Source organism: Pseudoalteromonas sp., assembly GCF_041629635.1.
GTDB lineage: Bacteria > Pseudomonadota > Gammaproteobacteria > Enterobacterales > Alteromonadaceae > Pseudoalteromonas.
Map to the genome: position 1 here is coordinate 1 of NZ_JBFKMX010000091.1, position 14,776 is coordinate 14,776.

The following is a 14,776-nucleotide window of genomic DNA, read 5'->3' on the forward strand; positions in this document are numbered from 1 at the left end:
TACTCGCGATAACTTTGGTTGTGGCTCATCGCGTGAACATGCGCCTTGGGCATTAAAACAATATGGTTTTACGGTGATTTTAGCCGAGAGTTTTGCTGATATTTTCTTTAATAACTGTATGAACAATCAAATGCTTGCAATTGCGTTACCGAGTACGACTCTGGATAAGTTATTTGCGGTAACTGAGCAAATTGAGCAAGTAAATGTTGTGATAGATTTGGAAAACCAAGTAATTAAAAGTGAGCAGTTTGATGATATTGGTTTTGATATCCGTCCTGATATCAAACAACGTTTATTATCAGGACTTGATTTTATCGGCGTAACTGAAACGCTAAACGATAAAATTGACGCCTTTGAACAACAACTTGCGAGCCAAAGAGCTTGGCAATAATGACCATATCAAATTAGAATTCTAAAAGGCTGTGTTAACAGCCTTTTTTATTTTATAAGGAATAAAAATGAGTGGTGAAACGAATCTTCAACAGTTAATAAAACATATGCAGCCCATGTTGCACCCTGAAAGCTATGTGTTTGTTTGTACAGAAACAGTCGATTCTTTGGATATGAACAAGGTATTTGCGCGTATTAATGAGCCTGAAGGTATAACGCTGATTTTAACTAAAGCTCAGGCAGACGAATGGCAACTTACATATAGTTCAGAGTTTTCATTAATTACTTTACAGATCCACTCAAGTCTTGAGGCTGTTGGTTTAACTGCTGCTTTTTCAACAGCCTTGGCAAAATATGATATTAGCGCTAATGTGGTTGCAGGGTTTTACCATGATCATATTTTGGTTGCTAATAAAGACGCTTCAAAAGCAGTTGAAGTGCTTCAAGCGCTAACCAAGCAATAAGGGTAAAAATGGATTCATTGTTCCACTGGATTGATTTAGTTGGTGTTGCAGTATTTGCGATATCAGGTGCGCTGGTCGCTTATAAAAAGAAATTAGATGGCTTTGGTGTCATCGTGCTTGCTTCAGCGACTGCTATTGGCGGTGGTACCACTCGTGATGTGATTTTAGATGTGCCGGTTTTTTGGTTAAAAGATCCCACTTATTTAATTTCGATTTTTGTGGCTAGTATCATCACCATTATTTGGCTAAATAAACAGCGTGGCTTTCCCCAAATATTACTCGAAATTGCCGATGCGCTCGGCCTTGCGTTTTTTGTTGTAATGGGTGTGCAAAAAGCCTTAAGCCTTGGTATGCCTGATTTAACCGCCATTGTAATGGGCACTATTACAGGTTGCTTTGGTGGCATGATCCGCGATGTGCTCGCACGCACCACCCCGATGGTATTAAAGAGTGAGCTCTATGCCACAACCTGTATTTTTGGTGGCATTTTATATACACAAAGCCTTAATTTAGGACTATCAACAAATTTCGCCATGATTTTAGGCATGCTAGGTACATTAGGCTTACGTGCTGGGGCGATAAAGTGGGGATGGAGCTTACACGTATTTAAATACAGTAAAATAGATAAGTAGCTGAGCGTTTAAATTCAGCTACACTAAAGGTAAGAGCTTAAATATAAGGACAACGGAATGTCTTTTGCCTGTGTTTATTCCCGCGCGCAAGTGGCTATGGATGCGCCATTAGTAACGATTGAAATTCATATTACCTCTGGCTTACCCAAGTTTACTATCGTTGGATTACCGGAAACCTCTGTAAAAGAAGCTAAAGACCGTGTACGTAGCGCCATTATTAATAGCCAGTTTAAATTTCCGCAAGAGCGCATAACTGTTAATCTTGCCCCAGCCGATTTACCCAAAGAAGGGGGGCGCTTTGATTTAGCTATTGCGATTGGCATTTTGGTCGCATCAAATCAATTGGGTCAGTTGAATTTAAGCAAACACGAGTTTTATGGTGAGCTGTCTTTAAGTGGCGAGATTAGGCCAATTCATGGCTTGCTGGCATCGCTGATAGCGAATATTAATAGCGACAAACAGATTTACATTTCAGCCCATAATGCCAACGAAGCCGGGCTTGTATCAGATTGCCAGATTAAATTAGCAACAAGCTTAAATGAGCTCTGCCAAGATTTAACGGGGCAACAAGCACTCAATTTATTGGTAGCGGCGCCTCAAGTAGATAAAGTCACGCCACATTACTTAATTGATATGGCTGAAGTAAAAGGGCAGGGGCAAGCCAAACGCGCGCTCGAAATTGCAGCAGCAGGAAAACATAACATCATGTTTTTAGGGCCTCCTGGCACTGGCAAGTCGATGCTTGCCGCCAGAATGGCAACCATAATGCCGCCATTAACCGAATCTGAAGCACTAGAAACAGCAACGCTTTACTCAATTATTGGAAAATCGGTAGATCAGCAGCAATGGCAAATACGACCATTTCGCTCGCCGCATCATACTTGCTCAGCAGTTGCTTTAGTTGGTGGCTCTTCAAACCCTAAACCTGGCGAAATTAGTCTCGCACATAATGGCGTGTTATTTCTGGATGAACTTACCGAATTTGAACGAAAAGTGCTTGATAGTCTTCGCGAGCCATTAGAAACCCATAAAGTAACGATATCACGAGCCGCACGGCAATCAGAATTTCCTGCAAACTTTCAGTTAATTTGTGCACTTAATCCAAGTCCAACAGGGTGTCATAGAGATAATCGTGCATCGCCAGAGCAAATTTTGAAATACTTAAGCCGCGTTTCAGGGCCCTTTTTAGATCGTATTGATCTGCAAGTTGAGTTACCCAAATTGAAAACCCATGAACTGCAATCGAATCAATCAGGGGAAAGCTCAGAGCAAATACGCGAAAGAGTCGTGAATGCACAGAGATGTCAATATCAACGTCAGGGTAAGCTTAATGCGCTACTGTCAAATAGAGAACTTGAGCAAGTGGTGAAACTTGATAATGAAAGTGTGACATTTATGGCATTGGTAACAGAAAAGCTCGATTTATCACCGCGTTCATATCATCGTGTATTAAAAGTGGCACGCACCATTGCCGATTTATCGGGCAAGCAAACTGTTGATTTAATGCACATTAAAGAGGCAATCAGCTACCGTGCATTTGAGCGATTAATTAATACCTTAACGCGAGTTTAAAAACATAATAAAAAATGCGCTAGCTTAGGCGTTTCCTGAGTTGCACCACTATTAACCAGCTGTTAACATGAGCTTTGGTGCAATTGACAGGAGTTGAAATGAAAAAGTTAGCGAGTGTAATAGCAGGTATATTGTTAGCGGGTCAAAGTGTAAGTGCGATGGCTAATGCCGACCGCGCAATGGATCTTTACCTTAATCAAGATTATGCCCAAGCCTTTAAACTTTTTCAGAAAACAGCTCACCTCGGTCATGGTAAAAGCCAATTTAATTTAGGGGTGCAATATCTTCGTGGTCAAGGCGTTGCACAAGACCCAATCCTAGCTTACGCCTACTTAGCAGTTGCTATCGAAAATGGCTTTTTAACAGCAAGGCAAGCACTTAAAACAGTTGAGCGCCGATTAACTCCTGCACAAATGAAAAATGGTCAAGCGAAAGCCAATGAATTAATAGGTTTGTATGGCAAAGCAGGCAGTGAAAATATTCGTTATGCCTTACCTTTTGGTCGTGACTACAATCCAACCCCCAAGCGCACAGAAAACCCAGAAGCAAAATACCCTAGCAGCCTTTTTAATAAAGGTATTCCGGGTATGGCGCGTTATTTATTTGATATTGACCGCAACGGTATTGTGCGTGATGTGCAGTTATTACAAAGCTATCCAAGCGATGAATTTGCAGAAAGCGTATTAGAAAAATTAGAAAATTCACGTTATCAAATTCTAAAAGTGGGCGGCAGTCTACGAAAGTTTAGTCAGGCACAATTTGGGGGCGTATTTAAGCGTACAGATATTCCAGAAGAAACACTTAAACAACTCCAAGCTAAGCATAAAAAATTATTAGCTCAGGCAAAACGTGGCAATACTAAATCCCAAGCTGAGCTTGCTGATATGTTAGAGCTGATGAGTGAAGACGATATGCTGAAAGTAGCGTATTTGCCAAAAGATACCGTGACAAGCTCAAATGGCGAAGCAAATCTACTGGCAAGTAACGCCGATGAGTTCACAGTAAATCCAGCGCTTAGCGAAGATTTCTATAACTTCAATTACCTTGTATGGCTAGATAAGCAAGGTAATACCATTCGTTATGAAGCAACTGGTGACTATAAAGCACCTAAAGAATTAGACAAACTCGCTGTTAAAACCATGCAAAACTGGCAAGTGCTAGTCAGTGGTGATGAACAATCAGAGTATGGGCCATTTTTAGCAGAGTTTTTCTACAATAATGAAGCGCGAAATAATACTTACTCAAACTACATCAATCGCCAAAATGTAAGATTAAAACAGATTATTGCAAAACCACGCGAAGAGATGCCAAGTTACTGGCGTTTAAAAGCAGCACAAGGCGGTGACTTTGCCTCATTAATGTTGCTTGGTGCGGGCTGTAATTTACATATTCTTGGTACCGCGGCAGATCTTGGCTATACACCAGCACAAACACTGGCTGCCAAATGTATTTTACAAAAAGCAGATGCCAGCAAAGAGTTACTTAACCAAGCGCGCGAATGGCTCGGCGATGCCGCGGAACAAGGCGATTATATTGCAATGCGAGAACTTGCTGGCATATACGCACGAGAGTCGCATAACCAAGGCGAGTTGAACTATGCCATTGAACTAACAAAGTTAGTGGTTGATGAAAAAGACGACCCTTGGGCATATGAATATATGGCAGCTGCCTATGCAAAATTAGGTCAGTTTGACGAAGCCGTAGATATGCAAGAGAAAGCCGTAAAAGAAGCATGGGACAAAGACTACTTTGTTGATGCTGCGAAAGCGCGATTAGCGGCCTATGAAAATTCCAAACTGGGCACTTGGTAAAAACGTAAAATTATTTAAATAGAAAAGGCCGCAAATGCGGCCTTTTTTTATGTTGTTTATTCGCAGGTTAGTTAAGTGAATTTTTATTATTAACCTAGCGCAATCATGTAGCCTTTGCCGCGTACGGTTACAATGCGTTTTTGTTCTTTTTCGTCACCGAGTTTTTTACGCAAGCGACCAACTAATACATCGACGGTTCTATCCGAAGGGCTCCAATCAGATTGACCAATTTCTTCTGAAAGCTTTTCTCGACTTGTGGGTTTGCCAGCATTACCAATTAATGAAATCAATACCTTATGTTCGGCCTCGGTCAACCTTATTTCTTCGCCATTGGCTACAATCAGTGTGCGGTGCTCGGGGTGTACTTTAATATCTGAGTACTCAATGTATTCATCATTGTTTTGGTATAAGTTAAGGCGTTTCGCTAAGGCTTTTAATCGCAGCTCGAGCTCCAATAAATCTACAGGCTTGCAAATATAATCATCAGCTCCTTGTGCTAACCCTAAAATACGGTCGGCCTGAGAGTCTCGGCTCGACAGCACGACAACACCAATATCAGAAATTAAGTTAATTTCTTTTGCGAGCACTAAGCCATCTACTTGGGGCAGTACAATATCGACAACCGCCAGCTTAATGTCATGATTTGTGCGCACAATATCAACCGCATTAGCGCCAGTTTCGTCAACAACAAAACTAAACTCACTATTGCTAAAATGTGATTGAATGCGCCTTACTAGCAAGGAATCATCTTCAACCAGAAGTACTTGTATTGTCATAATGTTCGTTATTCGATTATCTGCCCGAAGTGATATTATCACCAATTTTGCACTGAATGAAAAATAGAAAGATAAGTATGTAAAGTATAGGTGTACAAAAAAAATAACGGCTTACAAAAAGCCGTTATTTTTATTTAACGTTTTATGGTTATTTTTGCGGGTATAAGTCCTGCCACCACTGTGGTTGCTCTTTCAAGTGCTTATCAAAATAAGCCAGCATAGTGTTCCACCAGTGGAAGCGCTTATCGCGTGCAAAAATTTGGTGATCTGCACCTTTATATTCAACTAATTCAACATCTTGGCCTAGTAGCTTTAATGCTGTGTACATAGTGTGGCTTTCACCTACAGGCACGTTGGTATCAGCATCACCATGAATAAGCAGTAACGGTGTTTTTACTTTATCTGCGTTAAATACAGGGCTGTGCTCTGAATAAAGCTTTGTGTTATTCCAAGGGAAGCTGTTTTTAGAGGCTTCACCTGAGTATAAATAACCCCACCAACCTTGACCCCAATACGAGGTAATATTCGAAATACCTGCATGAGAAATAGATGCGCTAAACATATCGGTTTTAGTTGCTAATAACATGGTCATAAATCCACCATAAGACGCACCTAAGTTACCTACTTTGTTTTTATTAACAAAGCTGTACTTATCTAAGAATGCCTGAGTGCCTTTAATAATGTCATTGGCTGTGTATTCGCCCCATGCATTAACGTGTTTTGCCGAAAAATCTTGGCCAAAACCTGTTGCACCGGTAGGTTGTAATACATACACCACATAGCCATTTTCGGCCCATAAATTAAATGGGTAACGACCTGTAAATGCACGATTTACAGGTGACGTACCACCGTAGTAATAAACCAGTGCTGGGTATTGCTTTTGTTTATCTAAATTACTTGGTAAATAAACGCGGCCTTTAATTTCAGTACCTAGGTCATTTACAAAGTTAAATTCTTCAAGGCTCGGCAACTGTGTTTTAGCATAGTAAGCTTCTTTCGCATTCCACAGGGTGCGAGTTTTATCACTGCTAGGTTTACTCTTAAGTTGTACTTGTTGTGGCAGTTGCGCGCCAGTACCAGCGTAAACAAGGGTAGGTGACTTCTCGTTAGAGACACTAAAACGCTCAATTACATCTAGGTTGGTTTTTACTTTATTAAAGCGTTTTTTACTTTCATCAAATAAATACAGTTGGCGCTTGTCTTCTTCACCCACATTTAAAATAACATCATCATTGTTTAAAACCGTGAACTGGCCAATGCTTGGTTTGAATGTTTTTGATAATGCGGTGATTTTTTTGCCGTCATAACTTACTGAATACAGTTGTGAATCGTAGTTATTACTAAGCTGTGATGCGGCAACGTTTTTACCAACGTTATCACCAAACTCTGGGCCTGCAGCAATATATAAACCATCACTTGCGTATTGTGCGCTATTAAATGTGCGGTAACTACCGATAGTTGATTGGCTATTATCTGCTAGTTTGTACTCAAGCAGCTCAGTTAGCATATGCGGTGGTGCGGCATAATCAGAAATAGAGCGGCTTAATAACAGTGTGCCACGTTTAACATCAAAATCTTCTAGGCTTACACTAAATTCAGCGGGGCTTACTTGACGCATTAAACCTGAATTTACATCGTATAAATATACGCTGGTTTTATTGCGTGCATATGACCAACGATCTTCTAAACCTTGGTAATACTTGGTAAGCGACGTCGACTTTTCAGGGCGTTTAACCCAAGTAAAAATAAGCGTGTCGTTATCATAAAAATCAACATTGCTAATGCCCGACAACTCTTCACTTAATGAGATGGTGGTTAACGTTTTAAGGTTTAACTTAAAGAGGGTATTACCACTTGTGTATACAAGGTGTTTGTTGTCGCTTGACCAAGCAAAATTACTTGCGTTTTCAGGTAATGCGAAAACAATTTCGTTGCTTTTAACCGATTTAATAAAAGTTTCTTTGAGTGCTTTATTACCGTTTTTATCGTTGTAACTGCGCGTTTGCCAAATCAAGTGTTGAGCGTTCGGAGCAATACTTAGGTTGCTAACGGTTTTGCTATCAAATAATTGTTTTGCGCTTAGTGTATTTGGTGCCTCTTTTGAAACGCTAATGTTTTCATCTTCAAGGTCGCTAGTTAAATCAAGCGCAACCTTGCCCCAGTCTTCAACACTTTCAGTAATAATGATTACTTGGTGTTGGCCAGTGCTTAGCGGTAGCTTATAAGTATCACCACTTTTCGAAAGTAGCTCGCCATTTAGGTAAAAACTGGCTTCTTTAACACCATCTAATTTAAGCGTTGCTGGTGTAAAGCGTGTTGTGCTGAGGGTGAACTTTAATGCTTGTAAGCCCGGTTCAGTAAGAGCGTTTAATTTATTTAGGCTCTGCCATTTAACTGTATTACCAAACAGGCTTACTGATGCTTGGTCTGCCGCTAAACTCTGTTTTAGGTTGTTTAAAATGGCATTTTTGCGATTAGTTTCAAATGGCTTGAGGGCATTTTGCGGTGCGATTGGGCCTAAATAATTGATCTTACTTGTATCAATGGCTTCGGCATTGGCGATTGGAGAAATAAAATAAGCGCCGAGCATTGCTGCTAAAAGAGACTTTTTCATTGTCTGTCCTTATCAAAATAGATTGCAGAATCATAACTAAAAAAAATCCTTCTGTATGCTTGAACTCGGTAAGTTGCAGCCCAATTATGGTGAACAACGAAAACAAGTGTGAACGAGCTTTGCACGGGTGATCGTAATGAATTTAGCTTTGCCGTTTATAAATTCATACAATTTTACGACGGTTATTGTACGCAGTGCTTAGTTTATTGGGTAAACTAGGCTTGATAAATTTACGCCATGATTCGAGAGGTTACTGTGGCTTTGTTAATTACCTATATGCTGTTAGCTATAGGCATTTCATTTTTATGTTCAATTATGGAAGCGGTATTACTAAGTATTACCCCAAGCTATGTCGCCAGTTTAAAAAAGCAAAAACCAAAGTTAGCTGAGCGCATCAATTCATTAAAAGAAAAAGTAGATCAGCCACTTGCGGCAATTTTAACGTTAAATACTGTAGCGCACACAGCAGGTGCAGCAGGTGTGGGTGCACAAGCTGCTGCGGTATTTGGTGATGCGGCAATTGGTATTGCATCAGCAGTAATGACGTTACTCGTTCTAGTGCTGTCAGAAATTATTCCTAAAACATTAGGTGCTAATTATTGGCGCCAATTAACGCCTATCGTATCGTCATCATTAGTGGTGATGGTGCGCATATTAAAGCCGTTTATTTGGCTTTCAGACATTATTACCAAAATGCTTGGCAGCAAGCAAAGCGAAAGCCACTTTATTCGTGCTGAAATTGAAGCAATGGCAGAAATGGGTAGCGAAGCAGGGGCGCTTCATCAAGAAGAAAGCGAGCTTATTCGCAGTCTTTTAAAGTTTCGTCATTTAAAGCTGGATACCTTATTAACACCGCGTACTGTGCTGTTTAGGGTACATAAAGATCTCACTGTAGATGAGTATTTAAAACAACATGGTAGCGTAGCGTTTTCACGGGTATTGGTGTTTGACCAAGACTCAGATGACATTATTGGCTTTGTGCATAAAAACGACATCATGCTGGCATATCACCGCCTTGGTGAAGACTACAAAATTGCCAAACTAGTTAAGCCGATTTATACCGTACCTGAAACATTGCATGTGCATACGTTATTTCAAACACTGTTAGAAAAACGCATTCATATTTGTTTGATTATTGATGAATATGGTGATGTACAAGGCATTGTGACGTTAGAAGACATGATTGAAAGCCTAATGGGTATGGAAATCGTGGATGAGCGTGACCAAACGTTAAACATGCAATTAATGGCCAAAGAAAAATGGCAGCAGCGTGTGGATAATCATGAAAACCTAATTAAAAACGATGAACATAGTGTAGATATAAAAACACCAGAAGCTGCGAAAAAGTCGCTCAGTGATGAGTGTAACTAAGCTGCAATCTCGTTTTATTATCCTTGCCAAGCGCCTTAACGCTTGGCGAGGTGTTATGTTGTTAGTTGCCTTTGTTGCATGCGCCTTACTGCTAACATCACTGGTACTAAACACGCCATTTTTAAATTCGCTGCAGGCAGGTATCTTGTTACTGATTTGCTGGAGTTTATTGGGATATTTCTTTATTGCGTGTTTTAGTTTATGCGATCAAAACCTGCCAACAAAAGCCACTTGGTTTATGCGTTTAAAGCATAAATTAGTTAATATTTTCATTAGAATTATTACTCTAACTTTTATGCTTTTAACAGCAATCACCCTTTATTTAACGGTTCGGCTAATTACCGTATTTAACGGTTAAAATTTAAATTGAATGTAATATTTAAAATTTAACATAAAATTGCATTTTTTAATCTATAACCATCTTTATTGCCACAATTTAAACCACAAAAAACCCATCAAAACCGTCTAAGATCTCCGCGATTTATAATTCATCATCTGCGAGCGTGTTATGACGAAAGTAAACAACCAGAATCTGCTGCAATTGCGTTTTATTGAGCAAGCATTTATCGAGCAGCTTAAGCCTTCTTTTGATAACTTACCGGCAAACCCATATGCCGACGGTGCATTTCGTTTACGCCGTTACTCTGTAATTAAACTTGTTGATGGCAAATTAAGCCTGCAACCTACTAAAGCATTTGTCCAAGATGACTCAATTAACCAATTCCAAGGTAATGTTGAGCGTACTTACGAAAACCTTGAAGAATCGCTATTAGCGACTGACGGTATGACGCATTTAGTAGAGCAGTTTATTGAAATGTCAGGCATTGCTAGCGAAACCGATATCGAAATTCACCAATTCCGCATGTTAGCGATTGATGCAGACACGCCGCCAGCACCTGAAGGCGTGCACCAAGATGGTTTTGACCATGTTTGCGTTGCAGGTGTGTCACACAGCAATATTGAAGGTGGTGAGCTACTAGTTTACGAATCACGCGATGCACTGCCATGTTTCAAAATGGAAATTAAAGACGGCATGTTTGCCATGGTGAATGACCGTCAGGTATGGCACAACGCTACACCAATGAACAAAGTCGACAACGATAAAGTAGGCTACCTAGACTGCTTTGTATTAACAGCGTAGGAACTGATAATGCAATTAACTAAAATCCGTAAGCAGTTTCCTGCGTTAATGCAGGAAGTAGCAGGTAAATCACCGGTATTTTTAGATGGTCCTGGTGGCTCACAAGTACCGCAAAGTGTTTTAACAGCCATGTCAGCTTATTTAGGTCGTTATAATTCAAACTTAGGTGGCGCATTTTTCTCAAGCCACCAAACGGTTGACCTAGTAAATAAAGCACGCGAAAGTGCAGCAACATTATTAAACGCACCAAGCAAAGAGCAAATTGTGTTTGGTCCGAATATGACCAGTCTTACCTTTAGCTTTAGCCGTGCAATTAGCCGTGATTGGCAAGTGGGTAACGAAATTATTGTAACCAATGCAGATCACTTCTCAAATGTATCTAGCTGGCAGCAAGCGGCAGACGATAAAGGCGTAAAAGTTCACGCATTAGAAGTGGATACAGCAGACTGTAGCCTTGATTTAGTACAGTTAAAATCATTACTTAATGAAAACACTAAGCTTGTTGCCGTTACTTACGCATCAAACACCACAGGTACTATCAACGACATTAAAGCGATTGTTGATATGGCACACCAAGTAGGTGCGCTAGTGTATGTGGATGCTGTGCATTATGCGCCGCACATGCTGGTGGATGTACAAGCACTTGATTGTGACTTTTTAGCGTGTTCTGCGTATAAATTCTTTGGCCCACACTTAGGCATGGTTTACGGTAAACGTGAACACTTAGAAGGTTTTACGCCATATAAAGTAGAGCCAGCAACCGATTTAATTCCAGGTCGTTGGGAAACGGGTACGCAAAGCTTTGAAGCTATGGCAGGTTTTATTCAAGCCGTTGAATATATTGCAAGCTTAAGCGAGCTCGATGAAAGCGAGCCACTGCGCACGCGTTTAGAAGTGGCTTTTGCTAATGCTAAACAGCATGAAGATGAGCTTTCAAAATATTTCCTTGAGCGTATCGCAAAGTATAAATCAGTAACCTTATACGGTATTTCTGATCTGTCTCGTTTAGCTGAGCGTACACCTACCTTCGCAATTACTGTTGCGGGCGTAACGCCACGCCAAGTATCTGAGCACTTAGGTAAAGAACATATTTGTGTGTGGGACGGTAACTTCTACGCCAAAGGCCTATGCCAGCAGCTTGATGTGTTAGATAATGGCGGTGTTATTCGCATTGGTTGTATGCATTACAACACAATCGAAGAATTAGAGCGCTTTTTTGATGTATTAGAGCCACTACTTGCATAAGCTCGCAATAATACCAATTTTATTAATTATATGATCATTCTAGCGAGTTAAATGACCCATAAACTGCGTTTTAAAATTCTAAAGTAGAACAACTACATGTCGAATTATAAGCCTTGTTTCTGAGCCATTTTTCTGTCGCAATAAATGACCAGCTAATTAATGCAACTGGCATAATACATAAACGTGAAAAAGGGTAACTTAGTTACCCTTTTTTATTGAATAATGTCAGCAGCAAAGTAAATAATCTGAATTCGGATTAAATAGACTAGAGCCAACTTGAAGTTAACCAGCTTTAAATACAAAACCCGCAAAGGGCCAGATTATCGTCATGGCGAACAGGTGTCGTTTTTAGATATAAAACACACTTTTGGCATGGGGAATATTCGTATTGGTAGCTGGGTAACGCGTGAAGAAAGAGACCTTGCCGCTAATCTAGTATTCGATGCACTGGCTGATTTAGCCTACATCTTGGCATTACCGCCACAAGCAATGGGGCTGCGTGGTAACTTAAACCTTGCCTTTGGTAGTGGCGGGCGAAAGGGCGTGCAAGCGCATTATGCGCCCCATTATCGCGAACTGGCATTGGCTAAAAATGCGGGAGCAGGGGCACTTGCCCATGAGTTTTGGCATGCCTTTGATCATTACATCGCCGATAAAGCTTTTGATATTAATGATGCGGAAATTTTGCCAAACCGCATTTTATTCGCCAGTGACTGCTGGCTGAAAAACAAAACACAAATTGCTCACCCACTAAATGATCGCCTAATAAATATTTTTAGCGCCATGCTGTTAAGCGACGACGGCCAAGATAAAAACGACTTTGTTGCACGCAGTGTAAAAGCTGATATAGCTTTATCAAGAAACTATTTTTCACTGCCCACCGAAATGATGGCTCGGGCTTTTGAAGCAGCAGTAGAGACTTGCCCTGATATTGAAAACAGCTATTTGGTCGCGGGTACAACAACCCCTGATGTAATGCCGGTATTTCCTGACTTAACCCATCGGCAAAGAATCTATGAGGCGTTGCTGGCGTACTTTAAGCCGCTGGGTATGGCATTGAGTAAGTGAGTTGGTTTTTACTTTTTTAGCTTCGCCTCCCTGCACTTATCTTGCGCCATCCATGGCGCACTCTTGTTCATTTTTGTTACACGACAAAAACGAACCAAAAAACGTGCCCCCGAAATCAAACTGAATCCTCAAAGAATAAATCGAAATGAACGCAATCAGTATGCAATCGCCATCCATGGCTCAAGCATACTTTTGCCAGCATCCATGCTGGCAATTGCTCTTCAATTTATTATTTTCGTGTTTGATTTAAGGGGGAGGGAGCCAGCCGAAACAATGAATTTCAATTGAAGGTAATCTTTGTTGGTACTATCTAAGTCTCTGAACTAATTAGTTGTGTTTATTCTTTATATTTGGCAGTAAACAAAACAGACACGATTTTCCAATGTTCACCAACCTTAATTAAACTCCATTGCTCATCACCCCAGTTGATTTTGTAGTGGTATAACAAATTTGGCCACCTAATTAGAGGCTGATATGATCGCCTCATAGATAATTTAGGTGACATAATGACAAGAACAGGCAAACGTAATTTCACACCAGAATTTCGATTAGAAGCAGCTCAATTAGTTGTTGATCAAGGTTACTCAGTTCGAGAAGCTGCTGAAGCGATGAATGTTGGCAAATCTACGATGGATAAGTGGGTTAGGCAGCTTCGTAATGAGCGCCAAGGCATAACGAGTAAAGCTAGCCCAATGACGCCAGAGCAGCGTAAGATTAAAGAGCTTGAGAAGAAAATAAAACGTATTGAATTAGAAAAGGAAATTCTAAAAAAGGCTACCGCTCTCTTGATGTCGGACTCGATGAACAATTTAAGATAATTAAACGACTCAAAGAGAGCTATGCGGAATTAACGGTTTGCCAAATATTTGATGTTCATCGCAGTAGTTTCAAGTATTGGAATAAACGCTCAAAACGACCTAGTAGCACACAGTTAAAAGAAATCGCTGTGGTTAAGCAAATTCATCGTGAGAGTAAGAGGTCAGCTGGCTCACGAACGATATCCACGATAGCGATTGACCGTGGCTTTGATATTTCTCGTTACAGAGCAAGAGGCTATATGAAACGTTTAGGTTTAGTTAGCTGCCAACTGCCTAAACACAGGTATAGAAAAGCCAATCAAGAGCATGTAGCGATCCAAAACCATCTAGGTCAACAATTTGATGTAGTGAAGCCAAACGAAATCTGGTGCGGTGATGTCACGTATATTTGGACGGGAAATCGTTGGGCTTATTTAGCTGTGGTGATAGATTTATTTGCGAGAAAACCCATTGGCTGGGCGATGTCGCTATCGCCAGATACTTCACTGACCAGTAAAGCATTAAATATGGCGTATGAAATGCGAGGCAAGCCCAAAGGGGTGATGTTTCATAGCGACCAAGGTACGCATTATACCAGTCGCAGTTACCGACAATTACTCTGGCGCTACCAGATCAAACAAAGCATGAGCCGCCGTGGAAATTGTTGGGATAACAGCCCAATGGAGCGTTTCTTTAGAAGCTTAAAAACTGAATGGATGCCAACAACAGGTTATCGTTCGTTTAGTGAGGCTAAAGCTGAAATAACTCATTATATCGTTGGTTATTACAGCTCAGTTAGACCGCATCATTACAATGCTGGTTTAACACCGAATGAGTCAGAAAAAAGATACTGGCTTGAATACAAAACCGTGGCCAATATTAGTTGACCACTACA

13 protein-coding genes are annotated in these 14,776 nt (G+C 40.5%); 11 read left to right on the top strand and 2 right to left on the bottom strand.

Translation table 11 applies throughout. The features are described 5' to 3' along the window. From leuD to ABYD77_RS12910, 5 genes are all read left to right on the top strand, one after another. Positions 1–391, top strand: a 391-nt coding sequence (leuD, locus tag ABYD77_RS12890; RefSeq protein WP_372770491.1) for a 3-isopropylmalate dehydratase small subunit, incomplete at its 5' end; no start/stop codon positions are given. 67 nt (positions 392–458) lie between these two features. Beyond that, a complete protein-coding gene (locus ABYD77_RS12895) occupies positions 459–854 on the top strand; it encodes an ACT domain-containing protein (RefSeq protein ID WP_372770493.1) in 396 nt (131 codons plus the stop codon). Between the two features lie 8 nt (positions 855–862). Further along, a complete protein-coding gene (locus tag ABYD77_RS12900; RefSeq protein WP_372770495.1) occupies positions 863–1,486 on the top strand; it encodes a trimeric intracellular cation channel family protein in 624 nt (207 codons plus the stop codon). 57 nt (positions 1,487–1,543) lie between these two features. Further along, on the top strand, positions 1,544–3,058 hold the full coding sequence (locus ABYD77_RS12905) for a YifB family Mg chelatase-like AAA ATPase (protein ID WP_372770497.1): 1,515 nt from the start codon (positions 1,544–1,546) through the stop codon (positions 3,056–3,058). A 98-nt stretch (positions 3,059–3,156) separates the two neighbouring features. Then, complete coding sequence (locus ABYD77_RS12910) at positions 3,157–4,869, top strand: energy transducer TonB (RefSeq protein WP_372770499.1); 1,713 nt, start codon at positions 3,157–3,159, stop codon at positions 4,867–4,869. 89 nt (positions 4,870–4,958) lie between these two features. On the opposite strand, the gene ABYD77_RS12915 is transcribed toward ABYD77_RS12910, so the two are convergent. Together ABYD77_RS12915 and ABYD77_RS12920 are read right to left on the bottom strand one after the other, a co-directional pair. Then, positions 4,959–5,645, bottom strand: a complete 687-nt coding sequence (locus tag ABYD77_RS12915) for a response regulator transcription factor (RefSeq protein WP_372770501.1) — start codon at positions 5,643–5,645, stop codon at positions 4,959–4,961. A 148-nt stretch (positions 5,646–5,793) separates the two neighbouring features. Next, positions 5,794–8,259, bottom strand: coding sequence for an alpha/beta hydrolase family protein (locus ABYD77_RS12920; protein ID WP_372770503.1), 2,466 nt, complete (start codon positions 8,257–8,259; stop codon positions 5,794–5,796). A gap of 255 nt (positions 8,260–8,514) precedes the next feature. Here ABYD77_RS12920 and ABYD77_RS12925 point away from each other — a divergent pair, with 255 nt between their 5' ends. The 6 genes from ABYD77_RS12925 to ABYD77_RS12950 all read left to right on the top strand — a co-directional run bounded on the left by ABYD77_RS12925 (position 8,515) and on the right by ABYD77_RS12950 (position 14,768). Then, entirely contained in the window at positions 8,515–9,630 is a 1,116-nt protein-coding gene (locus tag ABYD77_RS12925) for a CNNM domain-containing protein (protein ID WP_372770505.1), read from the top strand. Beyond that, positions 9,617–9,988, top strand: a complete 372-nt coding sequence (locus tag ABYD77_RS12930) for a hypothetical protein (RefSeq protein ID WP_372770507.1) — start codon at positions 9,617–9,619, stop codon at positions 9,986–9,988. The genes ABYD77_RS12925 and ABYD77_RS12930 overlap by 14 nt, the downstream gene beginning before the upstream one ends. A 150-nt stretch (positions 9,989–10,138) precedes the next feature. Continuing rightward, positions 10,139–10,771, top strand: coding sequence for a 2OG-Fe dioxygenase family protein (locus ABYD77_RS12935; protein ID WP_372770509.1), 633 nt, complete (start codon positions 10,139–10,141; stop codon positions 10,769–10,771). Positions 10,772–10,780: 9 nt separating this feature from the next. Then, positions 10,781–12,016 carry a cysteine desulfurase-like protein gene (locus tag ABYD77_RS12940; RefSeq protein ID WP_372770511.1) on the top strand — a complete coding sequence of 412 codons (1,236 nt, stop codon included), beginning with the start codon at positions 10,781–10,783 and terminating at the stop codon, positions 12,014–12,016. A gap of 276 nt (positions 12,017–12,292) precedes the next feature. After that, positions 12,293–13,084 carry a CLCA_X family protein gene (locus ABYD77_RS12945; protein ID WP_372770513.1) on the top strand — a complete coding sequence of 264 codons (792 nt, stop codon included), beginning with the start codon at positions 12,293–12,295 and terminating at the stop codon, positions 13,082–13,084. A 506-nt stretch (positions 13,085–13,590) separates the two neighbouring features. After that, positions 13,591–14,768 (top strand): IS3 family transposase gene (locus ABYD77_RS12950; protein ID WP_372770515.1). Its coding sequence is split into 2 segments (ribosomal slippage): positions 13,591–13,858 and positions 13,858–14,768, totalling 1,179 coding nucleotides; the frame shifts between segments, so codons are not numbered across the junction. The last annotated feature ends 8 nt before the right edge of the window (positions 14,769–14,776 follow it).

Excerpts from the sequence above, each read along its gene's own strand:
- ABYD77_RS12895 (WP_372770493.1), top strand. The coding sequence starts at position 459 with ATGAGTGGTGAAACGAATCTTCAACAGTTAATAAAACATATGCAGCCC.
- ABYD77_RS12900 (WP_372770495.1), top strand. The coding sequence starts at position 863 with ATGGATTCATTGTTCCACTGGATTGATTTAGTTGGTGTTGCAGTATTT.
- ABYD77_RS12905 (WP_372770497.1), top strand. The coding sequence starts at position 1,544 with ATGTCTTTTGCCTGTGTTTATTCCCGCGCGCAAGTGGCTATGGATGCG.
- ABYD77_RS12910 (WP_372770499.1), top strand. The coding sequence starts at position 3,157 with ATGAAAAAGTTAGCGAGTGTAATAGCAGGTATATTGTTAGCGGGTCAA.
- ABYD77_RS12915 (WP_372770501.1), bottom strand. The coding sequence starts at position 5,645 with ATGACAATACAAGTACTTCTGGTTGAAGATGATTCCTTGCTAGTAAGG.
- ABYD77_RS12920 (WP_372770503.1), bottom strand. The coding sequence starts at position 8,259 with ATGAAAAAGTCTCTTTTAGCAGCAATGCTCGGCGCTTATTTTATTTCT.
- ABYD77_RS12930 (WP_372770507.1), top strand. The coding sequence starts at position 9,617 with ATGAGTGTAACTAAGCTGCAATCTCGTTTTATTATCCTTGCCAAGCGC.
- ABYD77_RS12935 (WP_372770509.1), top strand. The coding sequence starts at position 10,139 with ATGACGAAAGTAAACAACCAGAATCTGCTGCAATTGCGTTTTATTGAG.
- ABYD77_RS12940 (WP_372770511.1), top strand. The coding sequence starts at position 10,781 with ATGCAATTAACTAAAATCCGTAAGCAGTTTCCTGCGTTAATGCAGGAA.